Source organism: Streptomyces sp. NPDC044044, assembly GCF_056434405.1.
This window is the reverse complement of the sequence record NZ_JBWKFG010000003.1, coordinates 69,187-91,815: the sequence shown is the minus strand read 5'-3', so window position 1 is coordinate 91,815 and position 22,629 is coordinate 69,187. Positions and strand designations below refer to the sequence as shown.

Sequence of the window (22,629 nt, the reverse complement as noted above, 5' to 3'; positions counted from 1 at the left end):
TGAGCCACGTGGCAGCAGAATCGGAAAGAACAGACGCGGCACCACCGGCGGCCGCGGAGAAACCCGTCGAGCAGAAGAAGAAGCGCGGCCGCCCCAGCCGCATCGACCTCGACACGATCGTCGGCATCGCGCGCCGCATCCTCCAGGAGGAGGGCGTGGCCGCCCTGAGCATGCGCAGGGTCGCCAAGGAGGTCGGCACGACCCCGATGGCGCTCTACCACCACGTGCGCGACAAGGACGAGCTCCTGATGCTCACCCTGTCCGGCACGGCCGATTCGGTCCCGCGCCCGGAGCTCCCCGACGACCCGCGCGACCGGCTGCTCGCTGTCTCCCTGCACATGCACGGCACCCTGGCGCGGATGCCCTGGGTGGTCGAGGTGCTGAGCCTGGGCGACCTCACCGACAAGGGCGCCCTGTGGATGGTCGAGGAGATCATCGACTCCTGCATGACCTGCGGCCTGACCCCGGCCGAGGCCGTCGCCGCCTACCGCACCATCTGGCACTGCGTCTACGGCGACCTGGTCTTCCGCCAGGCGATGGCCCGCCGCGCCGAGGAGCCGGACCGCGGGCGCCACTTCCCCGGCATGCTCACGGCCGCGGACGCCGAGGAACTCCCCCACATGACCGCGCTCGCCGACCGCTGGCTGGAACTGACGGCGGACTACGACGTGTCCAAACAGCTGGGAGCGGTCATCGACGGGCTCCTGGGGCAGGCGCGACGGCCCTGACCGGCTGGTCCCTCCGGGTCAGCCGAGGCCTGCCGACTCGAAGCGCCACCTGTGCACCGCCCGCGTCACCAGCTCCGGCGCGGGCTCCGGCAGTTCGGGCAGGTCGGCTTCGTACGCCGCGTCCCACCACGTCAGGACGAGGACCCGGTCCTGCGGTGCGCGGAAGCTCTCGCGGCGGACCGGCTCGACCGCCAGGGGCTGTGCCCGCGCCCACGCGAGCAGTTCCTCGCCCCGGCCGTCGGCGGCGCGGGCCTCCCACATCAGCGCGACGGTCACGAGTACAGGTTCTCCTTGCTGACCTCGTGCACGTGGTCGTGGTCGTGGCTGTGCGCGTGGGCCGGGACGTGCGGTTCCGTCACCGGCAGCGAGGAGTCCGCCGACAGGTCCCAGCCGGAGGCCGAACGGCCACGCGCCACCATCTCCGCGCCCAGTGCGGCCACCATCGCGCCGTTGTCCGTGCACAGCTTCGGCCGCGGCACCCGCAGCCGGATCCCGGCCGCCTCGCACCGCTCCTGCGCGAGGGCACGCAGCCGCGTGTTGGCCGCCACGCCGCCGCCGATCATCAGGTGGTCCACGCCCTCGTCCTTGCACGCCCGCACGGCCTTGCGGGTCAGCACGTCGACGACCGCCTCCTGGAAGGACGCCGACACATCACGCACGGGCACCTCCTCGCCCGCGGCCCGCTTGGCCTCGATCCAGCGCGCGACGGAGGTCTTCAGGCCGGAGAAGGAGAAGTCGTACGCGGCGTCGCGCGGTCCCGTGAGGCCGCGGGGGAAGGCGATCGCGTTCGGGTCGCCCTCCTTCGCGTACCGGTCGATGACGGGGCCGCCGGGGAAGCCGAGGTTGAGCACCCGCGCGATCTTGTCGAAGGCCTCGCCCGCCGCGTCGTCGATGGTCGCGCCCAGGGGGCGTACGTCCGACGTGATGTCGGTGGAGAGCAGCAGCGAGGAGTGACCGCCGGAGACCAGCAGCGCCATCGTCGGCTCGGGCAGCGTGCCGTGTTCCAGCTGGTCGACGCAGATGTGCGAGGCCAGGTGGTTCACGCCGTACAGCGGCTTGCCGAGCGCGTACGCGTACGCCTTGGCCGCCGAGACGCCCACGAGCAGCGCGCCCGCGAGGCCGGGACCGGCCGTCACCGCGATGCCGTCGAGGTCGGAAGCGGCGACCCCCGCCTCCTTCAGCGCGCGGTCGATGGTCGGCACCATCGCCTCCAGGTGCGCGCGCGAGGCGACCTCGGGCACCACGCCGCCGAAGCGCGCGTGCTCGTCGACGCTGGAGGCGATGGCATCGGCGAGCAGGGTGGTGCCGCGGACGATGCCGACGCCGGTCTCGTCGCAGGAGGTCTCGATGCCGAGGACGAGGGGTTGATCGCGCGAGTCAGCCATGGGTGTCGGTTCCTTGTACGGAAGTTGAGGGATCGGTCAGACGCATGACCAGGGCGTCCACATTGCCCGGCTGGTAGTAGCCGCGCCGGAAGCCGATGGGTTCGAAGCCGAAGCGCTCGTACAGCTTCTGCGCCCGTGTGTTGTCGACCCGCACCTCGAGCATGACCTCGCCGCACTCGAAGGCGGTGGCCGCGCAGAGCAGATCGGTCAGGAGCCGGGAGCCGAGCCCCGTGCCCCAGTGGCTCGGGGCCACCGCGATGGTCTGCACGTCGGCCTGGTCGCCGGCCGACGCGAGTCCCGCGTACCCGACGAGCCGGTCCCCGTCCATGGCGACCACATAGCGGCGGGTGGCCAGCGGCCCGCGGGCGTGGGCGAGCTCGGACCAGAACATGCCGCGCGACCAGGCGTCGTCCGGGAAGAGCTCCTTCTCCAGGACGAAGACGGGCTCGATGTCCCACCAGCGCATCTCGCGCAGGACAGCAGTCGTCACGGATGTCACTTGGGGGTGACCACCTTGTAGTTCTTGGGGACCTGCGCGTCGGGCCTGCGCAGGTACAGCGGCCGCGGGGCCAGCAGCTCCTCGCCCGCGGCGAGCTTCTCCGCGGCGAGCGAGGCGAGCGAGGCCGCCGAGACGTGCTCGGGGGCGCGGGCGTCCGGGAAGGTCTCGGGGTAGAGCACCGCGCCCGCGCCGACGGCGGGCACGCCCGCCACCGCGTCCGCGATGTCGGCGGGGCGGTCCACGGCGGCGTCGGTGAGACGGGTGCGCGGGTCCGCGTACCGCGCCCAGTAGACCTCCTTGCGCCGCGCGTCCGTGGCGACGACGAAGGGGCCGCTCTCGATGCCGGACTCGTACGCGAGCCCGTCGAGGGTGCACACCCCGTGCACCGGCACGCCGAGCGCGAGGCCGAAGGTGTCGGCGGTCATCAGGCCGACACGCAGGCCGGTGTAAGGGCCGGGGCCCACGCCGACGACGATGCCGGTCACGGCGTCGAGTCTGAGCCCGGCGTCGGCGAGCACGCGGTCGACGGCGGGGAGCAGCAGCTCACCGTGGCGGCGGGCGTCCACCTGGCTGGAGGCTGCGACGACGGAGGCGCCGTCGTGCAGCGCGACGGTGACGGCGGGGGTGGCGGTATCCAGAGCGAGCAAGAGCACGCGAATAGCCTACGGCTCCGGCGCCCGGCGCACGGCCGACCGAGGATGCCGCACACCTGCTGCTAACGTCACCCCGTAGCCGTACGGAGTACGAAGAGGGTGGCGCAGGTGTCTAGGAGCAGCTCGGGATTCGTGGCCGGGCTCACCGCCGCTGCGCTCGCCGCGGTCGGCTTCCTCGCTTACCAGGCCTCGGCCAGCGCGCCGGACTCCCTGGGCAAGAAACCCGACACGTCCCCCTCCGCCTCGGCGTCGCGGTCCCCCAAGGACAAGGCCAACCCGACGGCGCTTCCGGCGCAGTCCGGCAGCGGCGAGCGGGTCGTCTACTCGGTGGGCGACGACCGCGTGTGGCTGGTCGCGGGCTCCGGCAAGGCGCAGCACACGTTCAAGGTCACGCCGAGCACGGTGGACCCGGTCCCCGGCACGTACGCCGTCACCTCGCGCTCGGGCACCGTCACCGGAACGGACGGCGTGGCGATCGAGCATGTCGTGCGCTTCGCGAACGTGGACGGCATCGCGATCGGCTTCAGCGCGGCCGTCGACGGCTCGACGCCGAAGCCCGACCCGTCGAAGAAGACCGGCGGCATCCGCGAGTCGCGCAAGGACGGCAACGCGATGTGGGAGTTCGCGACGATCAGCAAGAAGGTCGTCGTCGTTCCGTAGGGACCTCGCCCGTGGGCGCCGGGTCGCGCGGCGGTGTCGAGACCGCGGTGGCGGCGGCGCAGGACGCCAGCAGATCGCGCATGGAAATCCCCGATGGCCCCGACAGCCCGTGCGGCCGGGGCTGTACGTCACGTTCTGAAGCCGACATGGATGCCTCCTGGGCTCCGGGGGCAGACGTGGTTAGGTAGACCTAACCAGTACCGGTATCCATGTGACCACGCCCGGAGCACGGCGCGCAACATCTTCCCGACGCCTTGTCGGAATGTTCGGGCGAAAAGACGAGGATCAGGCCGAAAGCAGCGTGAGATCGGCCTGGGCCCACCGTGTCCCGACCCCGGTCAGCGTCACTTCGCGCACCTCGTCCGTCGTGTCGCCGACGGCCCGGTCGATGACGACGCGCAGCCGGTCGTCCGAGAGCTCCTCGACCTTGCCGTCGCCCCACTCCACGACGATCACCGATTCGGGCAGCGAGACGTCGAGGTCGAGGTCCTCCATCTCGTCGAGCCCGCCGCCCAGGCGGTACGCGTCCACATGCACCAGGGGCGGGCCCTCGGACAGGGACGGATGGACGCGGGCGATGACGAAGGTCGGGGACGTGACGGCGCCCCGGACACCGAGGCCCTCACCCAGGCCACGGGTCAGCGTCGTCTTGCCGGCGCCGAGCTCGCCGGTGAGCATCACGAGGTCACCGGGGCGGAGCAGTTTGGCGAGGCGGCGACCCAGGTCGCCCATCTGCTCGGGCGATGTGACGGTGATGCCGAGGGAGTTCACGGGGGCCGGGTTGTGCGGTGCTTCCATGCCCCCCAACGTTAGCCGCTGGACGTCCGTGCGTCGGCCGCCGCGGGGACGGCCCCCGCTCGGGCCAGGAGGTCCGCGAGGCGGTCCGTGACCACCTCGGGGTGCTCCAGCATGACCAGGTGCCCGGCGTCCGGGACGAGGACGAGCTCGGCGTCCGGGAGCAGATCGGCGATGACCTCGCTGTGCTCGCTCGGCGTCACCAGGTCCTTGTCACCTGCGAGGACGAGCACCGGAAGCTCGGAGAAGTGCTTCAGCGCCTCCGTCTTGTCGTGCTCGGCGAAGGCCGGATAGAACTCCGCGACCACGTCGATGGGCGTCGACTCGATCATCCGCTCGGCGAACCGCGAGATCGCCGGGTCCACGTCCCTCGACGAGAACGAATAGCGCTTGATGATGCCGGCGAAGAGGTCCGCGGTGGCCCGCCGCCCCTTCTCCACGAGATCGGCCTGCGAGCCGAGCGCCTTCAGGACACCCGGGAGCACCCGCCGCACGGCATTCATACCGGCGACAGGGAGACCGAAGTTGACGCTGCCGAGCCGCCCGGACGACGTACCCACCAGGGCGACGCCGACGACGCGCTCGCGGATCAGCTCCGGGAAGTGGTCGGCGAGGGCCATCGTCGTCATGCCGCCCATGGAGTGCCCGACCAGGACCAGCGGCCCCTCGGGCGCCGCCGCGTCGATGACGGCCTTCAGGTCCCGCCCCAACTGGTCGATGGAGACCGGCGTCCCGTCCGCGAGCTGCGCGGCTCCCCGCCCCGAACGGCCGTGGCTGCGCTGGTCCCAGTACACACAGCGCACGACGCCGCGCAGGGCCGCCCGCTGGAAGTGCCAGGAGTCCTGGCTCAGGCAGTAGCCATGGCTGAATACGACGGTGACGGGAGCGGGGGCCTTGCGCCCGAAGAGCCTGCGGCGGCGCGGTGCCTGCGCGCTGTCCGACTCGACCTCGTCGACCTCGTACGAGAGCTCGGTGCCGTCGTCGGCGTACGCCTGACCCGGCATGCCGCGCAGCGAGCCGTACGGCCCGGAGGCGTCGAGTGCGAGCCGCGCCTTCTTGCGCATGCCGCGCCCGACGGTCAGCCGCTCGATGGCGACACCGGCCGCGGCACCCGCCGCGACGACGCCTATCGCGGCACCGGCGAATCCGGCCCTGCGCCAGTTCCCGGCCGCCGCGGCGACTTCCGTCACCGCTTCCGCGGCCGCCCCCGTGCTGGTCTCGCTCACGTGCCGCTCCTACTCACTCGTCGGGTCGCTCATTGGCATAGACGCGCGGAACACGCGATCCGATGCGGGTGACGATTTCGTACGCGATGGTGCCCGCCGCCTGCGCCCAGTCCTCGGCGGTCGGCTCGCCCCGGTCACCGGGACCGAACAGGACCGCTTCGGAGCCCACATCCGGCTCGTCACCGCCGAGGTCGACCACGAACTGGTCCATGGCGATGCGCCCCGCGACCGTGCGCCACTTGCCGCCGACGAGCACGGGTCCCGTGCCGGACGCGTGGCGCGGGATCCCGTCCCCGTACCCGACCGGGACGAGGCCCAGAGTCGTGTCGCCGGGTGTGACGTAGTGATGTCCGTAACTGACGCCGTGACCCCCCGGGACGTGCTTCACGAGGGCGAGCGAGGCGCTGAGCGTCATGACGGGCCGCAGGCCGAACTCCTCAGGGGTACCGATCTCGGGGCTCGGCGAGATCCCGTACATCGCGATCCCCGGTCGTACGAGATCGAAGTGGGTCTCCGGAAGCGTGAGCGTGCCCGGCGAGTTGGCGATGTGCCGCACCTCGGGCCTGATCCCGCGCTCCTCGGCGGCCGCGATCATCTCGCGGAAGAGGGCGAGTTGAGCGGCGATGGACGGATGTCCGGGCTCGTCGGCGCACGCGAAGTGCGACCAGATCCCCGTGACGCGCACCAGGCCCTCGGCCTCGGCCTGCCGCGCCTGCGAGACGAGCTCGGGCCAGTCGGCGGGCATACAGCCGTTGCGCCCGAGCCCGGTGTCGGCCTTCAGCTGGATACGCGCGGTGCGCCCCACGGCCCGCGCGGCGGCGGACACTTCGCGCAGCGCCCAGAGCCCGCTCACCGACATGTCGAGGTCGGCCTCGACGCCCTCGCGCCAGGGCCCGCCCGGAGTCCACAGCCAGCACATGAGGCGCCCCTGGATCCCGGCGGCCCGCAGCGCGAGCGCCTCCTCGGGGGTCGCGGCGCCCACCCAGGTGGCGCCCGCCTCGACGGCGGCGCGGGCGCAGGGGACCATCCCATGGCCGTACGCGTCCGCCTTCACGACGGCCATGAAGGCGGCGCCTAGGGCGTGGGCACGCAAGGTCCGCACGTTGGCCCGGAGGGCGGCCAGGTCGATCTCGGCGCGGGCACGCAAGGGTGCGGTCTCAGTCATAACGCCGACCAGTGTCTCAGAGCCCGCTGACACCCTGGCAGCCGCGCGCCTCAGGTCCCGGGCCTGCTTCCCCACGCGTAGACCCGGTCTCCCTTGCGCAGGGTCTTCCACAGGGCGCGCGCGTCATCGAGCCGCAGGTTCACGCAGCCCCGTGAGCCAGGGGGGCTGTAGATGTTGCCGTAGATGGCGTGGAAGGCCTGTCCGCCGTTGAAGAACTGGCTGTAGGGCATGGGGGTCTCGTAGATCGACGACCAGTGGTTCTTGTGCTTCCAGTAGATCTTGTGCCAGCCGACACGGGTCGCGTACCCGGCCCGCCCGCTCCGGATCGGCACGGGCCCGAGCAGCACCTTCTTCCCCTTCTGCACCCACATCAGCTGCCGGCGCAGATCGACGCAGGCGAGGCGGTAGGTGCGCGTGGGGCATTTCCTCTCGGCGTTCGGCTTCTTGCGCGCGGAGATGAGCCGCATCCGCGCCCAGGTGACGGGCCCCGCGAAGCCGATGGCGGGCCGGATCCCTTCCTTCCGCTGAAAGGCACGGATGGCCCGGCAGTCCTTGGGCGACTGCTTGCCGTCCACCGGCAGCTTCAGCCACCGCTCGGCATCCCGCTGATGGGGCCCGGTACTCGCGCTGCACCGGGCACCGGCCGACTTCCTGACGACCTCACCCGGCGGCACGTACTCGATGAGCTGCTCGCCGACCGCGTCGTCCGGCTCGATGGCGTCCTCGGCGGCGCTGGGGGTGTAGACGTGCGGCGCCAGATCCTGGTCCGGGGTGTCCAGCTGCCACGGGTGCCGCGGCGGAAGCGGGATGCCGGGGACGAGGCGGGCGGCGGGGGAGGCGGGGCTCGGCGGGGTGGGGTCGGCGAAGGCGGGGCCTGCCGGGAGGGCGGCGGCCAGCGTGAGCAGTGCGGCCAGGCCGCGCTGAGCTGTCTTACTGATCATGCGATGAGCGAACCCCGCGGTGAGGTCTACCGGCCCGCGCCGCGCGGTGGGTTCCCCCCGCACCGCCGCCCATTTCCCCCAATTGCCCCGCCCCGAACACCCCTTCCCCACCCACCCGCCCGTTCACCCCGCAGCCACCCCTGGGCGAACAAGCCTTTCCCGCCCACCACCCGATTGCCCCGCAGCGGCGCCTGCCTGGAGAGCACGACCGATCGGCCGCAGCCGGGAAACGCTCGGGAGGGGACGTGCCGGTATGTCCGCCCGGAGCACGGCTCCCAACACTCCAGCAGCGAAGCAACCCCACGCCCACCGGACGATAGCGAGGACGGACATACCGGCACGGCCCCGCACCCACATACGGACCAGCACCGCAGCCCGCCAAAGCCGGACGCTAGTCCCCCCGCACATCCCGCCACGCCACAGGAATAGCCTCCGCCACATCCTGCGCCCCCACCGGCGCCCCATCCGCCGCATGCCGCCCGGCCAGCCCATGCAGATACGCGCCCACCGCAGCCGCATCCCCCGCCCCGAGCCCCGCCGCGAGCAACGCCCCCGCCAGCCCCGAAAGGACGTCCCCGCTGCCCGCGGTGGCCAGCCACGGCGTCCCCGTCGGGTTCACCCGCACCGCACCACCCCCCGGACCCGCGACCAGCGTCGTCGACCCCTTCAACAGCACCGTCGCCCCATACCGCCCCGCCAACTCCCGCACAGCGGCAAGACGCCCCCGCTCGACCTCCTCCCGCGCGACCCCCAGCAGCGCGGCAGCCTCCCCCGCATGCGGCGTGAGCAACGTAGGCGCACTCCGCCCCCGCACCGCAGCCGCATCGGCGAGCCGCAGCCCGTCCGCGTCGATCAGGACGGGCACATCGGCACCGATGACATCCGCGAGCCCCTCGGCATCGTCCCCGAGCCCCGGACCGGCCACCCAGGCCTGCACCCGCCCCGCCTTGGACGGCGGCCCCGCGGAGACGAGAGCCTCCGGGAAGCGGGCGATCACCGCATCCGCCGCATGCCCCACGTACCGCACGGCCCCCGCACCACCCCGCAGCGCACCGCCGACAGCGAGGACAGCGGCCCCGGGATACCGAGCGGACCCCGCGACGATCCCCACGACACCCCGCCGGTACTTGTCACTCTCCCCTGTCGGCAACGGCAGAAGCGAGGCCACATCGGCGTACTGAAAAGCCTCAACCTCCCCCACACCCACACCCGAACCCGCGCCCTCCCCCACACCTGAACCCACACCCACACCCACACCCGAAGCCGCACCAGCCCCCGAAGCCACACCCGCACCCAGCTCAAGCCCAATATCAACCAGCCGCACCACCCCCGCGTACTCCCGCCCCGGATCAATCAACAACCCCGGCTTGTACACCCCGAACGTCACCGTCACATCGGCCCGCACCGCCTCGCCGACGACGACACCACTGTCCGCATCGACACCGCTCGGCAGGTCCACGGATACGACCGGCACCCCCAACGCCCGCACAGAACCCACCAGTTGAGCAGCAGACTCCCGCAGCCCGCCCTTCCCCCCGATGCCCACGATCCCGTCAACGACAAGATCGGCCCCCCGCACCACATCCTCGGAACCAGTGACCCGCCCCCCAGCACCACGGAAGGCGGCAAGCCCACCCCCATGCACCCGTTCGGGCGAAAGCAGCACCGCCGACACCCCGGCCCCCCGCCGGGCAAGCCGCGCCCCGGCGTACAGCGCGTCACCCCCGTTGTCCCCGCTCCCCACGAGCAGCACGACCCGGGAGCCGTACACCTTGCCGAGCACCTCGGCGCAGACCACCGCGAGCCCCGCAGCGGCCCGCTGCATCAGGGCACCTTCCGGCACCCGAGCCATCAGCTCCCGCTCAGCGGCCCTGACCGTCTCCACCGTGTACGCAGTACGCATACCCCGAGTGTCACCCGGCGCCGCACCCCACGCCTACCCTTCGGCAATCACCACGGCCGAAGCCACCCCCGCGTCATGGCTGAGCGACACATGCCACGACCGCACCCCCAACTCGGCGGCCCGAGCAGCCACCGTCCCCTTCACCCGCAGCCGCGGCTGCCCGCTCTCCTCGACGAACACCTCCGCGTCCGTCCACCGCAGCCCCGCAGGCGCCCCCAGCGCCTTGGCCAGCGCCTCCTTGGCCGCGAACCGCGCCGCCAGCGAGGCGATCCCCCGCCGCTCCCCGCTCGGCAGCAGCAACTCCCGCTCCACGAAGAGCCGCCCCGCCATCCCCGCCGTACGCTGCAGCGCCGCCTCGAACCGCTCGATCTCGGCCACGTCGATTCCGACCCCAATAATCACGAGCAGCAGCCTACGAGCCCGCGCACCCCCAACCGCCCAAGCCCCGCAGGGTGCGTCACCCCACAAACCCGCACCCGAACCTGAACCCGAACCCACACCCCCACCGCCCAAGCCCAAGCCCAAGCCCAGGCCCACACCCGACCCGCCCAAGCCCCGCAGGGTGACGCACCCCACCCCCCGCCCCGTTCAAACAGCCGTAACAATGGACTGTGATCTCATCGGTCTCCGTACCCCCGACGACCGCGCGGAGCGCCCACCGGCACAGGCCGGAGGCGACTCCCTACGTCGACCTCACCCGCACCGAGTGGAGCGCCCTGCGTGACAAGACGCCGCTTCCCCTCACCGCCGCCGAGCTGGAGGAGCTGCGCGGCCTGGGCGATGTCATCGACCTGGACGAGGTGCGGGACATCTATCTCCCGCTCTCCCGCCTCCTCAACCTCTACGTAGGCGCCACCGACGGCCTGCGCGGCGCGCTCAACACCTTCCTCGGCGAGAAGGGCTCCCAGTCGGGCACGCCCTTCGTCATAGGAGTCGCCGGCTCGGTGGCGGTCGGCAAGTCGACCGTCGCCCGTCTCCTCCAGGCCCTCCTCTCCCGCTGGCCCGAGCACCCCCGCGTCGAGCGGGTGACCACGGACGGCTTCCTCCTGCCCACCAAGGAGCTGGAGGCCCGCGGCCTGATGTCCAGGAAGGGCTTCCCGGAGTCGTACGACAGGAGGGCCCTGACCCGCTTCGTGGCGGACATCAAGGCGGGCAAGGACGAGGTGACGGCGCCCGTCTACTCCCACCTGATCTACGACATCGTGCAGGACCAGCGCCTCACGGTCCGCCGCCCCGACATCCTCATCGTCGAGGGCATCAACGTCCTCCAGCCGGCCCTCCCCGGCAAGGACGGCCGCACCCGCGTGGGCCTCGCCGACTACTTCGACTTCAGCGTGTACGTGGACGCGCGCGCCGAGGACATCGAGCGCTGGTACCTGAACCGCTTCAAGAAGCTGCGCGCCACGGCGTTCCAGGACCCGTCCTCGTACTTCCGCAAGTACACCCAGGTCTCGGAGGAAGAGGCTCTGGACTACGCCCGCACGACCTGGCGCACCATCAACAAGCCCAACCTCCTGGAGAACGTGGCCCCGACGCGCGGCCGGGCCGCCCTGGTCATCCGCAAGGGCCCCGACCACAAGGTGCAGCGCCTGAGCCTGCGCAAGCTCTGACCCCACGCGTCCCGGACAGGCGGCTACCCTGCGCGCATGCTGCATCTACGCCTGATCACCCCGGCGGACCGCACCGATGACGTGGTGCGTCTGATCGAGGAGACGACCGGCACCACCCACCTCGCCGTGCTGCCGGGCGCGGCCCGCAATCCCTCGGGCGACGTCATCATGTGCGACGTGGCCCGCGAGGCGGGCGACGAACTGATCGGGGGGCTGCGCGGACTCGGCATCGACGAGTCGGGCTCGATCGCGGTCGAGAACATCGACCTGTCCCTGTCCCAGCGCGCCGACAAGGCGGAGAAGGACGCCCCGGGCGAAGGCGCGGACGCGGTCCTGTGGGAGCAGCTCTCCGACGCGACCCACGAGGAGTCGACGCTCTCGGTCACGTACGTCGCGTTCATCACGCTCGCCACGATGATCGCGGCCTGCGGCGTGGTCCTCGACAACGCGATCCTGATCGTCGGCGCGATGGCGGTGGGCCCCGAGTTCGGCCCCCTGGCGGGCTTCTGCACCGCCCTGGTCCAGCGCGCCCCGCGGCTCGCCCTGCGCTCGCTCATCGCGATCCTGGTGGGCTTCGCAGTCGCGATAGTGGTGACGGTCGGGTTCAGCTACTTCATGGACGCGGTGAACCTGTTCAGCGACGACGCCCTGAAGTCGGAGCGCCCGAACACGAACTTCATCTACCGCCCCGACTGGTTCTCGTTCGTGGTGGCGGTCCTCGCGGGCGCGGCGGGCATGCTCTCCCTCACCTCGGCGAAGTCGGGCGCCCTGGTCGGCGTCGCCATCTCGGTGACGACGGTCCCCGCGGCGGCCAACGCGGCCGTGGCCTTCAGCTACGACGAGTACAAGCAGGCGTGGGGCTCCACCGAGCAGCTCCTGCTCAACCTGCTGGGCATCGTCCTCGCCGGTACGCTCACGCTCCTGGCCCAGAAGTTCCTCTGGGCCAGGCAGCGCGAGCGCACCGCCAAGTCACAAACGTCCTAGCCGGGCAACTGCCCTAGCCCAGCAACTGCCCGGCCGGGCAACCGTCCTGGCCGGGCAACTGCCCTACCCCAGCGCGGACTTCACCACGTCGGCGAGGCGCTCGGCCACCGACTGGGCCTGGTCGATGTCGGCGGCCTCGACCATCACGCGCACCAACGGCTCCGTGCCGGACGACCGCAGCAACACCCGTCCCGTGGCGCCCAGTTCACGCTCGGCCTCGGCGACGGCGGCCGTCAGCTCGGCGGAGGTGGTGACCCGGGACTTGTCGACGTCGGGCACATTGATCAGGACCTGCGGAAGCCGCTCCATGACCCCGGCGAGATCGGCGAGGCTGCGCCCGGTCTCGGCGACGCGCGCCGCGAGCAGAAGCCCCGTCAGCGTGCCGTCACCCGTGGTCGCGTGGTCGAGGATGATCACGTGCCCGGACTGCTCGCCGCCGAGTGCGAAGCCGTTCTGCTTCATCGACTCCAGCACATAGCGGTCGCCGACACCGGTCTGCACCAGGGAGAGACCCTCGCGCTCCATGGCGAGCTTGAAGCCCAGGTTCGACATGACCGTCGCGACGACGGTGTCCGAGCGCAGCGTGCCGTGCTCGCGCATGGCCAGCGCCAGGACGGCGAGGATCTGGTCGCCGTCGATCTCGGCACCCGTGTGGTCCACGGCGAGGCAGCGGTCCGCGTCGCCGTCGTGCGCGACACCGAAGTCGGCGCCGTGCTCGACGACGGCAGCCTTCAGGAGGCCCAGGTGCGTGGAGCCGCAGCCGTCGTTGATGTTCAGGCCGTCGGGCTTGGCGCCGATCGTGATGATCTCGGCACCGGCGCGCGCGAACGCCTCCGGCGAGACACGGGCGGCGGCGCCGTGCGCCTCGTCGAGGACGATCTTCAGTCCGTCGAGGCGGTTGGGGAGCACACCGAGGAGATGCGCGACGTACTGGTCGAGGCCCTGGTCGTACGTCTGCACCCGGCCGACGCCCGCGCCCGTGGGGCGCTGCCAGGGAGCGCCGGTGCGGTGCTCCTCGTACACGGACTCGATGCGGTCCTCGAGCTCGTCGGGCAGCTTGTGGCCGCCGCGCGCGAAGAACTTGATGCCGTTGTCCGGCATGGCGTTGTGGCTCGCGGAGAGCATCACGCCGAGGTCGGCGCCCAGCGCACCGGTGAGATGCGCCACCGCGGGGGTGGGCAGCACACCGACGAGCTGGACGTCCACGCCCGCGCTCGCGAGACCGGCGACCACCGCGGCCTCCAGGAACTCCCCTGAAGCGCGGGGGTCCCGTCCGACCACCGCGACCGGCCGATGGCCCTCGAACGTGCCCGCTTCGCCGAGCACATGAGCCGCCGCCACGGAGAGCCCGAGCGCGAGCTCGGCCGTCAGATCCGCGTTGGCGACACCGCGCACGCCGTCCGTGCCGAAGAGTCGTCCCACTGCTGTCCTCCTCCGGACTTCTACCCCGGGATCACCGGGGTCCCGCCCTGGGATCACCAGGATCTCCAGGGTTCCCGATAAACGAACGCCCCGGCAGCACACAACGTGCCGCCGGGGCGAACGAAAAGTACAAGCAGGCAGATTAGCGCTTGCTGTACTGCGGAGCCTTGCGGGCCTTCTTGAGACCGGCCTTCTTGCGCTCGACCGCACGGTCGTCACGCTTGAGGTAACCGGCCTTCTTGAGGGCGGCGCGGTTGTTGTCGACGTCGGCCTCGTTCAGCGCACGGGCGACACCGAGACGGAGCGCACCGGCCTGACCGGAGACGCCGCCACCCGAGATGCGGGCGATGACGTCGTAGCGGTTGTCGAGCTCGAGCACCTTGAAGGGCTCGTTGACTTCCTGCTGGTGGACCTTGTTCGGGAAGTAGTCCTCGAGCGTGCGCCCGTTGACCTTCCACTTGCCGGTGCCCGGGACGATCCGGACGCGGGCGATGGCGTTCTTGCGACGGCCCAGGCCGGCGGCCGGCTGCGGGTCGCCGAAGCGCGCGGCGTTCGACTCCGAGGTGTACTCGCCCTCGACGGGCGCCTCGGACTCGGTGGTGTACTGCTCGACGTCAACAACCTCGGTCTCTTCGACCGGCTGCTCAACGGTGGTCTCGGCCACGATTCTCCTCAGATCTTTCTTTACGTCTTAGGGGCTGTGGCCGGAACTACTGCGCGACCTGGGTGATCTCGAACGGCACCGGCTGCTGCGCAGCGTGCGGGTGCTGGTCGCCCGAGTAGATCTTCAGCTTCGAGAGCATCTGACGACCCAGGGTGTTCTTGGGGATCATGCCCTTGATGGCCTTCTCGACGGCCTTCTCGGGGTTCTTCGCAAGAAGCTCGTCGTAGCGGACGGAACGCAGACCACCCGGGTAGCCGGAGTGGCGGTACGCCATCTTCTGGGTCTTCTTGTTGCCGGACAGGTGAACCTTGTCGGCGTTGATGATGATGACGAAGTCGCCCATGTCCATGTGGGGGGCGTAGATCGCCTTGTGCTTGCCACGCAGGAGGTTGGCGGCAGTGGTCGCCAGACGGCCCAGGACGATGTCCTGAGCGTCAATGACGTGCCACTGGCGGGTCACATCGCCGGGCTTGGGGCTGTACGTACGCACTTCGTAGCCTTCGCTTCTTCAGTGGATGGGGTCCAGACACACGGCACCCAGGAAGCGATCATGCAGCTGGGGCTCACAGTGCCGGGGACGCTGCCCGTATGCGAGCCACTGGTAACTGCTCCAGGGAACCTACGTATGGGCCCTTCGCGTGAGAACGACGACACCAATACGCATAACAATCCTCGAGACTACCCGCGCCGCCCCGTACGGGTCAAAACGCGGCCCCGGAGACGGGCACCGGCGACTCCCCCACCACGGGCGGGTCCTCACTTTCCAGGGTAGCCCGGCCCGTCCGGACGCAGCTCCGGGCGACCGTGACCGCCAGCACACAGAGCGTCACGCAGTCCCGGAAGGCCCGCCTGGTACCCGGCTCCAGCCAGGGCCAGCTGAACCCCGGGACCTGCGGCACGAGCGCCACCCAGAACCACGGCCCCCGGGCCACCGCCCCCGGCACGAGCGCCCCCGCGAGCAGCAGCGGCACGACCACCAGCAGGTAGTGGTCGTACGACGGCCTGGACACCAGGAAGGCCGCCAGCATCAGCATCACGGCCGTCTCGACCACCCGCAGCTCCCCCGGCCCCCCACCGCTCCTCCACCGCCGCCAGGCGCACCACACCCCCGCCCCCGCGGCCGCGAGGGCGAGCAGCGAGGCCGCCCCCTGCGGCACCCCGAGCCGCGGCAGGATCGCGGCGGGCGACGCCTCATAGAGCCGTACGAAGCTGTCGTCGCCCCGCAGCAGGAACGGCAGCGTCCGCGTGAAGAACCCGGCGGGGTCCGGCATCGCGAGCGCCGCCACGGCGGACACCACCGCCGGCACGAGCACCGCGGCCCCGAGCCCCTTCCACCGCCGCGCGAAGACGAAGAGCAGCACCACCGGCGCGAGCAGCGGCTTCACGGCGACGGCCGCCCCGATCACCAGACCCGCGGCCACCCACCTCCCCCGGCACACGAACAGCAGCGCGAGCGGCAGCGCCGCCGCCGACGCCACCGTCCAGTTGCCGAGGACGACGAGGTGACCGAACGGCGCGAACCCGACCGCGAGCACCAGCAGACCGAGCACCGCGAAGCGGCTGCGCCACGGCACCCCATGGATCCGCAGCGCGCACCCCCACCCGACGACGAGCGAGGCCGTGACCCCCGCCGGGACGAGGAACCGCACGACGGACTGCGGAAGCAACGCCTGCGGCACCGCGGCGAGCACGGCGCCCGGCAGATAGAGGAAGTGCCGGTCGGCATAGGGCGAACGCCCCTCGATCCAGGCCTCGGCGGCCCGCACCACGATGGCGTTGTCCATCCCGCCGTCCGCGCTCTTCAGGCCCACCCGGACGACCGCGGCGAGCAGCACGACTCCCAGCGCCGCCCAGCCGTGCCAGGTCACCGGCCGCAACAACCACCCGCTAACAGCTACTTTGCCCGTGTTCATATGGATCAGGCTAGGTCGGCCCCCGCCCCGGACCCCGGCTCAACATCCCCAACTCCCCGTCTAAGATGCGGCCCATGAGCTTTGGGCAAGGGGGACCTCAGTGGGGTCCAGGGGATTCACAGACCCCTGACTGGGCGGCGCTCGCCGAGGCGTCCGAATCGCGCACCCGGCGCCGCAAATGGCTGATGATCGGTGGCGGCGCGCTCGCCACCGTCGTGGTCGCGGCCGCGGTCGCCGTCGCGGTCGTCTCCGCGAACAGCGACAATTCCCCCGCCGCGAACAAACCGGCCAGCGAGCTGCCCTCGACCGCGGACATCCCCGGCGCGAGTCAGAACCCCGGCCCGTCCTTCGAGGAGACGACGCCGCCGCCCCCGCCGGACCCCAAGGAGTTCATCTCCAGCGCCAAGAAGGACAAGGCGCCGCTCAGCGCCGACACCCTCTTCCCCGGCAAGTCGCTGACCTCGGGCGACCGTGTCTACAAGAAGGGCGACACGGACGGCACGAAGAAGTGCGCCAGCGTCACGCAGGCCAAGCTGGGCGCGATCCTCACCAAGAACGACTGCACGCAGCTCTTCCGCGCCAGCTACGTGAAGGACAACATCGCCGTCACGGTCGGCGTCGCCGTCTTCGACACGGAGGCTCAGGCCGCCAAGGTCAACGACCAGGCGAGGGAAGGCCTGGTCCTCTCGCTGTCCGGCAAGGGCGTGCCCGACTTCTGCCGTACGGCGGTCTGCCGGGGCACGTACAACGCCTACGGCCGCTACGCCTACTTCACGACCTCCGGCTTCACCAGCGACAAGGACGTCACGGAGAAGGAGCGCAAGGTCTACACCGTCGGCGACGATCTGGCCCGCTTCGCCTTCGGCCAGATCAACCGGCGGGGCGAGGCCCAGGCCTCCGCCGCGGCCAACGCCCCCGAGTAGTCCGGCAGTCGGGGCTCAGCAGCACCCGGCGCCGGGCAACGTCCGCTTGTTGCGCGCTTCCTTGGCGCGCGCGGCGAGCAACTCGTCCGCGGGGTAACCGACTTCCTCAAGGGTCAGCCCGTGCGGCCGTACGACGTGCACGGCGGAGTCCCGCACCCCGGCGGCGAGCACCTTGGCCGGCCACTCCACGGGGCGATGCCCGTCCCCCACGAACAACATGGCGCCGACCAGCGACCGCACCATGTTGTGGCAGAAGGCATCGGCCCGCACGGTCGCCTCAAGGATCCCGTCCGGCCGCCGCTCCCAGCGCAGTTCCTGGAGCGTGCGAATGGTGGTGGCACCCTCACGCTTCTTGCAGTAGGCGGCGAAGTCATGCTCGCCGACGAGCTTCTGTGCGGCGGCGTTCATGGCGTCGAGGTCCAACTCCCAGTCGTGCCACAGCACATGACTGCGCAACAGCGGGTCGACGCCGCCCGGATTGTCGGTCACGCGATAGGCGTAACGCCGCCACACGGCCGCGAACCGCGCGTTGAATCCGGCAGGGGCCTCGGCCACCTTCCAGATCCGCACGTCGTGCGGCAGCCGCCCGGCGAGCCGCCGCAGCAGCTTGTCGCTGTGCTCGGCCCACACCTCATCGGGCAGATCGACATGAGCGACCTGCCCCCGCGCGTGCACCCCGCTGTCGGTCCGCCCGGCGACGGTCAGCTCGTACGTCTCCCGCGAGCGCGTCACGGTCCGCAGCGCGTCCTCGATCTCGCCCTGGACGGTCCGCTGCCCCTGCCGCTGCTTGGCCCAGCCGGAGAAGTCCTTGCCGTCGTAGGAAAGATCCAGCCGCACCCGCACGAACCCGGGCTCTACTTCATCGCTCACACCAACCATCCTCTCAGCACCAGGGACACGCGAAAGCGGGCCCGCCCCGAAGGGCGGACCCGCTCACAGCAAGGCAGAGCCTCAGGCGTCCTTCGACTCCTCGGCAGCGTCCTCAGCCGGCTTCGCGTCCTCGACGGGCGCGTCGTCCTTCTTGAGGGCGTCTTCCTTGACGGCACGCTTGGTGGCCGCCTCGGCCTCACCGGTGGCAGCCTGCGCCACGGTCAGGGCCTCGACCAGCTCGATGATCGCCATGGGCGCGTTGTCGCCACGACGGTTACCGATCTTGGTGATACGGGTGTAACCACCCGGGCGGTTCTCGTAGCGCGGGCCGATCTCCGTGAAGAGCGTGTGCACGATGCTCTTGTCGGTGATGACGGACAGCACCTGGCGGCGGTTGTGAAGGTCACCCTTCTTCGCCTTGGTGACCAGACGCTCCGCGTAGGGACGCAGACGACGGGCCTTCGCCTCAGTGGTGGTGATGCGGCCGTACTCGAAGAGCTGCTTGGCGAGGTTCGCCAGAAGAAGCTTCTCGTGCGCGGCGCTGCCGCCCATACGGGCACCCTTGGTGGGCTTCGGCATGGTGTTTCTCCTTGTTGTCTGCCCCGGCCGTATCAGGTACCGGGGTCAGTGGCACCGCGTCCCGTAAGGGACGCGGGGAACTGCGCGACCTGCCAGAGCCGGCCCGCAGAAAATCAGTACTGCTCGGTCTCCACGAAGCCCGCGTCCGCGTCGTCGTCGGCGCCGAAGGCGTCGGCCGCGGCGGTCGGGTCGAAGCCGGGAGGCGAGTCCTTCAGCGCGAGACCCATGCCGTTCAGCTTCATCTTGACCTCGTCGATCGACTTCGCACCGAAGTTGCGGATGTCGAGCAGGTCCGCCTCGGAGCGGGCCACGAGCTCACCCACGGAGTGGATGCCCTCGCGCTTGAGGCAGTTGTACGACCGGACGGTGAGCTCGAGCTCCTCGATCGGCAGGGCGAGATCGGCGGCGAGGGCCGCGTCCGTCGGCGAGGGGCCCATGTCGATGCCCTCGGCGTCGATGTTGAGCTCGCGCGCCAGACCGAACAGCTCGACCAGGGTCTTGCCCGCGGACGCCATGGCGTCACGCGGCCGCATGGCCTGCTTGGTCTCGACGTCGACGATCAGCTTGTCGAAGTCGGTGCGCTGCTCGACACGCGTGGCCTCGACCTTGTACGTGACCTTCAGGACCGGCGAGTAGATCGAGTCGACCGGGATACGGCCGATCTCCTGGCCCACCTGCTTGTTCTGGACGGCCGAGACGTAGCCGCGACCGCGCTCGACGGTCAGCTCCATCTCCAGCTTGCCCTTGCCATTCAGCGTGGCCAGGACCAGGTCGGGGTTGTGCACCTCGACACCGGCCGGCGGGGCGATGTCAGCGGCGGTGACGAGACCGGGACCCTGCTTGCGCAGGTACATCACGACGGGCTCATCGTGCTCGCTGGAGACCACCAGCTGCTTGATGTTCAGGATGAGGTCGGTGACGTCTTCCTTGACGCCCGGCACGGTGGTGAACTCGTGCAGGACACCGTCGATGCGGATGGACGTGACAGCCGCACCCGGGATCGAGGAGAGAAGGGTCCGCCGCAGGGAGTTGCCGAGGGTGTAACCGAAGCCCGGCTCCAGCGGCTCGATCACGAACCGGGAGCGGAATTCGTCGACGACCTCTTCGGTCAACGAGGGACGCTGAGCGATCAGCATGAAGTGTTTCCTTCAGTCATGGACACCCACTATTTGATGTCCTTGATTGCTACAAGGGTACGGGCGGTACGGCTCCAAGGAGCCGCACCGCCCGAAAATCCCTGAGTCAAGCGACGTGCGTCAGACGCGACGGCGCTTGGGGGGACGGCAGCCGTTGTGCGGCGTCGGCGTGACGTCCTGGATCGAACCGACCTCGAGGCCGGTGGCCTGGAGGGAGCGGATCGCGGTCTCACGGCCGGAGCCGGGACCCTTGACGAAGACGTCAACCTTGCGCATGCCGTGCTCCTGGGCGCGACGCGCGGCCGACTCGGCGGCCATCTGCGCGGCGAACGGAGTCGACTTGCGCGAGCCCTTGAAGCCGACGTGGCCGGCGGAGGCCCAGCTGATCACGTTGCCCGTGGGGTCCGTGATCGAGACGATGGTGTTGTTGAACGTGCTCTTGATGTGGGCGTGCCCGTGAGCGACGTTCTTCTTTTCCTTGCGGCGCACCTTCTTGGCAGCGCCCTGACGACCCTTGGGGGGCATCTATTAACTCCTACGCGAGGTGGTCGGTCCTGCAGCGACAGCTGTCGATCGACCGCTGAGGACTACTTCTTGCCCGGCTTCTTCTTACCGGCGATGGCGCGACGCGGGCCCTTACGGGTGCGGGCGTTGGTGCTGGTGCGCTGACCGCGGACGGGCAGGCCACGACGGTGACGAAGACCCTGGTAGCAACCGATCTCGACCTTGCGGCGGATGTCGGCCTGGATCTCGCGACGGAGGTCACCCTCGGTCTGGATGTTCGCGTCCACGTACTCGCGGATCTTGATCAGGTCCTCTTCGGACAGATCACGAACACGGGTGTTGCGGTCCACACCGGTGGCGTCCAGCGTCTGCTGGGACAGCGTGCGGCCAATGCCGAACACGTACGTGAGGGCGACCTCAACACGCTTTTCGCGCGGGAGGTCAACACCTTCAAGGCGTGCCATTCAAGGCTCCTGTTGATTTTCGGAGGTCTTCAGCAGGACCGGTCCCAGGTGCCGTACGAGGTACATCCTGGGTCCCCGGCCTCCGACCGGGGGTGTCGCCCTCCATCACTGAAGAGGGACGCGTCCTGCATATGTGCTTACGTGCGTCGCGCGAAAATCTGCGAACTGCAGTCGTGCGTCAGCCCTGGCGCTGCTTGTGGCGCGGGTTGTCGCAGATAACCATGACCCGGCCATGACGGCGGATCACCCTGCACTTGTCGCAGATCTTCTTGACGCTCGGCTTGACCTTCATTGGTGAGGTTCTCCGGGTCAGTGCCGCACCCCACGTGAATGAGGTACGGGCAAGATCTACTTGTACCGGTAGACGATCCGGCCACGGGTCAGGTCGTAAGGAGACAACTCCACCACGACCCGGTCGTCAGGGAGGATGCGGATGTAGTGCATACGCATCTTGCCGCTGATGTGTGCCAGGACCTGGTGGCCGTTCTGGAGCTCAACCTTGAACATGGCGTTCGGAAGAGACTCAACGACAGTGCCCTCGATCTCGATGGCACCTTGCTTCTTGGCCACGCTCTGCCCTTCGAATCGACTACCTTGATCGACTTCGTTCACCGCATGCAGACACACGGATGCACGAGAGCCGACGCGTCAGTCTACGTCAGGCCACCCGGAAAGACGAATCGAGGAAGAATGCCCCATCGGGAAGATCCTTAAGCAGACCGGCCCTGCTCAGCCCAGCGGGTCCGGCGCCGTCGTGACCCCGTACTCCGCCAGCTTCGCCTTGCCGCAGTCAGGCGCCGTAAGCACGATCGGCCCCTCCTCCGTCAGCGCGACGGAGTGCTCCCAGTGCGAGGACCAGGTGCCGTCCGTCGTGATGACCGTCCAGTCGTCCTCCAGGACCTCCGTACGGGGCGTGCCGAGGGAGACCATGGGCTCGATGGCCAGGCAGAAGCCGGGCACCAGCTTGGGGCCCTTGCCGCGGCGGCGCTCGACGTAGTTCAGGAGGTGGGGGTCCATGTGCATCTCGGTGCCGATGCCGTGGCCGCCGTAGTCCTCGACGATGCCGTACTTGCCGCCGCCGGGCTTCGGCTGGCGGCGGATGTACGTCTCGATGGCGCGGGAGATGTCCACCAGCCGGTTGCCCTGCTTCATGGCGGCCAGGCCGGCCCACATCGACTCCTCGGTCACCCGGGAGAGCTCGATCAGCTCCGGAGCGTGACCGGTGCCCACGAACGCGGTGTAGGCGGCGTCGCCGTGCCAGCCGTCGATGATGGCGCCCGCGTCGATGGAGATGATGTCGCCGTCCTTCAGGACGGTCTTGTCGTCCGGGATGCCGTGCACGACGACCTCGTTGACCGAGGTGCAGATCGTCGCCGGAAAGCCGCCGTACCCCAGGAAGTTGGACTTCGCGCCGTGCTCGGCGATCACCTTGCGGGCGACGTCGTCCAGGTCCTTCGTGGTGGCACCCGGCACCGCCGCCTCGCGCGTCGCGGCGTGGACGGCGGCGACGACAAGGCCCGCCTCACGCATCTTCGCGATCTGCTCGGGGGTCTTGATCTGCACCATGGGGCTTCCGCTCTCCGTCATCCGTCCGACAACCGGTTA

26 protein-coding genes and 1 pseudogene are annotated in these 22,629 nt (G+C 70.2%); 5 read left to right on the top strand and 22 right to left on the bottom strand.

All coding sequences use genetic code 11. The features are described from left to right. The first annotated feature begins 8 nt into the window (after positions 1-8). Positions 9-728 (top strand): TetR/AcrR family transcriptional regulator, encoded by a 720-nt coding sequence (locus tag AC07AG_RS11380; RefSeq protein ID WP_478754114.1) that lies wholly within the window; start codon positions 9-11, stop codon positions 726-728. 18 nt (positions 729-746) lie between these two features. Here the strand turns inward: AC07AG_RS11380 and AC07AG_RS11375 are convergent, their stop codons facing one another. From AC07AG_RS11375 to tsaB, 4 genes are read right to left on the bottom strand one after another with little or no spacing between them, the layout of a single operon-like run. Then, positions 747-1,004 (bottom strand): hypothetical protein, encoded by a 258-nt coding sequence (locus AC07AG_RS11375; protein ID WP_478754112.1) that lies wholly within the window; start codon positions 1,002-1,004, stop codon positions 747-749. Next, positions 1,001-2,113, bottom strand: a complete 1,113-nt coding sequence (tsaD, locus tag AC07AG_RS11370) for a tRNA (adenosine(37)-N6)-threonylcarbamoyltransferase complex transferase subunit TsaD (protein ID WP_478754110.1) — start codon at positions 2,111-2,113, stop codon at positions 1,001-1,003. The genes AC07AG_RS11375 and tsaD overlap by 4 nt, the downstream gene beginning before the upstream one ends. Continuing rightward, positions 2,106-2,579: a ribosomal protein S18-alanine N-acetyltransferase gene (gene rimI / locus AC07AG_RS11365; protein WP_478755501.1), complete on the bottom strand. Its 474-nt coding sequence runs from the start codon at positions 2,577-2,579 to the stop codon at positions 2,106-2,108. The genes tsaD and rimI overlap by 8 nt, the downstream gene beginning before the upstream one ends. A 29-nt stretch (positions 2,580-2,608) precedes the next feature. Beyond that, entirely contained in the window at positions 2,609-3,265 is a 657-nt protein-coding gene (gene tsaB, locus AC07AG_RS11360) for a tRNA (adenosine(37)-N6)-threonylcarbamoyltransferase complex dimerization subunit type 1 TsaB (protein ID WP_478754108.1), read from the bottom strand. Positions 3,266-3,373: 108 nt separating this feature from the next. Here tsaB and AC07AG_RS11355 point away from each other — a divergent pair, with 108 nt between their 5' ends. Then, on the top strand, positions 3,374-3,925 hold the full coding sequence (locus AC07AG_RS11355) for a hypothetical protein (protein ID WP_478754106.1): 552 nt from the start codon (positions 3,374-3,376) through the stop codon (positions 3,923-3,925). 285 nt (positions 3,926-4,210) lie between these two features. Here the strand turns inward: AC07AG_RS11355 and tsaE are convergent, their stop codons facing one another. From tsaE to AC07AG_RS11325, 6 genes and pseudogenes are all read right to left on the bottom strand, one after another. Then, positions 4,211-4,723, bottom strand: a complete 513-nt coding sequence (gene tsaE / locus AC07AG_RS11350; protein ID WP_478754104.1) for a tRNA (adenosine(37)-N6)-threonylcarbamoyltransferase complex ATPase subunit type 1 TsaE — start codon at positions 4,721-4,723, stop codon at positions 4,211-4,213. Beyond that, positions 4,701-5,946 (bottom strand): annotated as a pseudogene (locus AC07AG_RS11345) (alpha/beta fold hydrolase); the annotation flags it as partial. The pseudogene AC07AG_RS11345 and the gene tsaE, both read right to left, overlap by 23 nt. A gap of 13 nt (positions 5,947-5,959) precedes the next feature. Continuing rightward, entirely contained in the window at positions 5,960-7,111 is a 1,152-nt protein-coding gene (gene alr, locus AC07AG_RS11340; protein ID WP_478754102.1) for an alanine racemase, read from the bottom strand. Positions 7,112-7,161: 50 nt separating this feature from the next. Continuing rightward, positions 7,162-8,052: a L,D-transpeptidase family protein gene (locus tag AC07AG_RS11335; protein WP_478754100.1), complete on the bottom strand. Its 891-nt coding sequence runs from the start codon at positions 8,050-8,052 to the stop codon at positions 7,162-7,164. 391 nt (positions 8,053-8,443) lie between these two features. Next, the gene (locus AC07AG_RS11330) at positions 8,444-9,955 is read right to left on the bottom strand and encodes an NAD(P)H-hydrate dehydratase (RefSeq protein WP_478754098.1); all 1,512 of its coding nucleotides are present in this window, start codon (positions 9,953-9,955) and stop codon (positions 8,444-8,446) included. 33 nt (positions 9,956-9,988) lie between these two features. Next, positions 9,989-10,357, bottom strand: coding sequence for a holo-ACP synthase (locus AC07AG_RS11325; protein WP_478754096.1), 369 nt, complete (start codon positions 10,355-10,357; stop codon positions 9,989-9,991). A gap of 209 nt (positions 10,358-10,566) precedes the next feature. On the opposite strand from AC07AG_RS11325, the gene coaA reads away from it, so the two are divergent. Together coaA and AC07AG_RS11315 are read left to right on the top strand one after the other, a co-directional pair. After that, entirely contained in the window at positions 10,567-11,565 is a 999-nt protein-coding gene (coaA, locus tag AC07AG_RS11320) for a type I pantothenate kinase (protein WP_478754094.1), read from the top strand. 36 nt (positions 11,566-11,601) lie between these two features. Beyond that, positions 11,602-12,549, top strand: a complete 948-nt coding sequence (locus tag AC07AG_RS11315) for a DUF389 domain-containing protein (protein WP_478754092.1) — start codon at positions 11,602-11,604, stop codon at positions 12,547-12,549. 63 nt (positions 12,550-12,612) lie between these two features. On the opposite strand, the gene glmM is transcribed toward AC07AG_RS11315, so the two are convergent. From glmM to AC07AG_RS11295, 4 genes are all read right to left on the bottom strand, one after another. Beyond that, the gene (gene glmM, locus AC07AG_RS11310; protein WP_478754090.1) at positions 12,613-13,971 is read right to left on the bottom strand and encodes a phosphoglucosamine mutase; all 1,359 of its coding nucleotides are present in this window, start codon (positions 13,969-13,971) and stop codon (positions 12,613-12,615) included. A gap of 142 nt (positions 13,972-14,113) precedes the next feature. Beyond that, on the bottom strand, positions 14,114-14,635 hold the full coding sequence (gene rpsI, locus AC07AG_RS11305) for a 30S ribosomal protein S9 (RefSeq protein WP_249588321.1): 522 nt from the start codon (positions 14,633-14,635) through the stop codon (positions 14,114-14,116). Positions 14,636-14,681: 46 nt separating this feature from the next. Further along, complete coding sequence (gene rplM / locus AC07AG_RS11300) at positions 14,682-15,125, bottom strand: 50S ribosomal protein L13 (protein WP_249588322.1); 444 nt, start codon at positions 15,123-15,125, stop codon at positions 14,682-14,684. A gap of 211 nt (positions 15,126-15,336) precedes the next feature. Next, positions 15,337-16,548: a glycosyltransferase family 87 protein gene (locus tag AC07AG_RS11295; protein ID WP_478754088.1), complete on the bottom strand. Its 1,212-nt coding sequence runs from the start codon at positions 16,546-16,548 to the stop codon at positions 15,337-15,339. A 74-nt stretch (positions 16,549-16,622) separates the two neighbouring features. Between AC07AG_RS11295 and AC07AG_RS11290 the strand changes: the two genes are divergently transcribed. Continuing rightward, positions 16,623-17,471, top strand: a complete 849-nt coding sequence (locus AC07AG_RS11290; protein WP_478754086.1) for a hypothetical protein — start codon at positions 16,623-16,625, stop codon at positions 17,469-17,471. A gap of 15 nt (positions 17,472-17,486) precedes the next feature. On the opposite strand, the gene truA is transcribed toward AC07AG_RS11290, so the two are convergent. From truA to map, 8 genes are all read right to left on the bottom strand, one after another. Next, a complete protein-coding gene (gene truA / locus AC07AG_RS11285) occupies positions 17,487-18,341 on the bottom strand; it encodes a tRNA pseudouridine(38-40) synthase TruA (RefSeq protein ID WP_478754084.1) in 855 nt (284 codons plus the stop codon). Between the two features lie 81 nt (positions 18,342-18,422). Then, on the bottom strand, positions 18,423-18,920 hold the full coding sequence (rplQ, locus tag AC07AG_RS11280; protein WP_361053552.1) for a 50S ribosomal protein L17: 498 nt from the start codon (positions 18,918-18,920) through the stop codon (positions 18,423-18,425). Between the two features lie 113 nt (positions 18,921-19,033). Beyond that, a complete protein-coding gene (locus AC07AG_RS11275) occupies positions 19,034-20,056 on the bottom strand; it encodes a DNA-directed RNA polymerase subunit alpha (protein ID WP_016645160.1) in 1,023 nt (340 codons plus the stop codon). A 120-nt stretch (positions 20,057-20,176) separates the two neighbouring features. Beyond that, positions 20,177-20,581, bottom strand: coding sequence for a 30S ribosomal protein S11 (gene rpsK / locus AC07AG_RS11270; protein WP_003948617.1), 405 nt, complete (start codon positions 20,579-20,581; stop codon positions 20,177-20,179). Between the two features lie 62 nt (positions 20,582-20,643). Further along, complete coding sequence (rpsM, locus tag AC07AG_RS11265; RefSeq protein WP_135332566.1) at positions 20,644-21,024, bottom strand: 30S ribosomal protein S13; 381 nt, start codon at positions 21,022-21,024, stop codon at positions 20,644-20,646. Between the two features lie 178 nt (positions 21,025-21,202). Next, a complete protein-coding gene (gene rpmJ, locus AC07AG_RS11260) occupies positions 21,203-21,316 on the bottom strand; it encodes a 50S ribosomal protein L36 (RefSeq protein WP_003974245.1) in 114 nt (37 codons plus the stop codon). 56 nt (positions 21,317-21,372) lie between these two features. After that, positions 21,373-21,594 (bottom strand): translation initiation factor IF-1, encoded by a 222-nt coding sequence (infA, locus tag AC07AG_RS11255; protein ID WP_003948620.1) that lies wholly within the window; start codon positions 21,592-21,594, stop codon positions 21,373-21,375. Between the two features lie 159 nt (positions 21,595-21,753). Then, on the bottom strand, positions 21,754-22,590 hold the full coding sequence (map, locus tag AC07AG_RS11250; protein WP_478754082.1) for a type I methionyl aminopeptidase: 837 nt from the start codon (positions 22,588-22,590) through the stop codon (positions 21,754-21,756). Between the last annotated feature and the right edge of the window lie 39 nt (positions 22,591-22,629).

Excerpts from the sequence above, each read along its gene's own strand:
- tsaD (WP_478754110.1), bottom strand. The coding sequence starts at position 2,113 with ATGGCTGACTCGCGCGATCAACCCCTCGTCCTCGGCATCGAGACCTCC.
- rimI (WP_478755501.1), bottom strand. The coding sequence starts at position 2,579 with ATGCGCTGGTGGGACATCGAGCCCGTCTTCGTCCTGGAGAAGGAGCTC.
- tsaE (WP_478754104.1), bottom strand. The coding sequence starts at position 4,723 with ATGGAAGCACCGCACAACCCGGCCCCCGTGAACTCCCTCGGCATCACC.
- alr (WP_478754102.1), bottom strand. The coding sequence starts at position 7,111 with ATGACTGAGACCGCACCCTTGCGTGCCCGCGCCGAGATCGACCTGGCC.
- AC07AG_RS11335 (WP_478754100.1), bottom strand. The coding sequence starts at position 8,052 with ATGATCAGTAAGACAGCTCAGCGCGGCCTGGCCGCACTGCTCACGCTG.
- AC07AG_RS11330 (WP_478754098.1), bottom strand. The coding sequence starts at position 9,955 with ATGCGTACTGCGTACACGGTGGAGACGGTCAGGGCCGCTGAGCGGGAG.
- AC07AG_RS11315 (WP_478754092.1), top strand. The coding sequence starts at position 11,602 with ATGCTGCATCTACGCCTGATCACCCCGGCGGACCGCACCGATGACGTG.
- AC07AG_RS11295 (WP_478754088.1), bottom strand. The coding sequence starts at position 16,548 with ATGAACACGGGCAAAGTAGCTGTTAGCGGGTGGTTGTTGCGGCCGGTG.
- AC07AG_RS11290 (WP_478754086.1), top strand. The coding sequence starts at position 16,623 with ATGAGCTTTGGGCAAGGGGGACCTCAGTGGGGTCCAGGGGATTCACAG.
- rplQ (WP_361053552.1), bottom strand. The coding sequence starts at position 18,920 with ATGCCGAAGCCCACCAAGGGTGCCCGTATGGGCGGCAGCGCCGCGCAC.
- AC07AG_RS11275 (WP_016645160.1), bottom strand. The coding sequence starts at position 20,056 with ATGCTGATCGCTCAGCGTCCCTCGTTGACCGAAGAGGTCGTCGACGAA.
- rpsK (WP_003948617.1), bottom strand. The coding sequence starts at position 20,581 with ATGCCCCCCAAGGGTCGTCAGGGCGCTGCCAAGAAGGTGCGCCGCAAG.
- rpsM (WP_135332566.1), bottom strand. The coding sequence starts at position 21,024 with ATGGCACGCCTTGAAGGTGTTGACCTCCCGCGCGAAAAGCGTGTTGAG.
- rpmJ (WP_003974245.1), bottom strand. The coding sequence starts at position 21,316 with ATGAAGGTCAAGCCGAGCGTCAAGAAGATCTGCGACAAGTGCAGGGTG.
- map (WP_478754082.1), bottom strand. The coding sequence starts at position 22,590 with ATGGTGCAGATCAAGACCCCCGAGCAGATCGCGAAGATGCGTGAGGCG.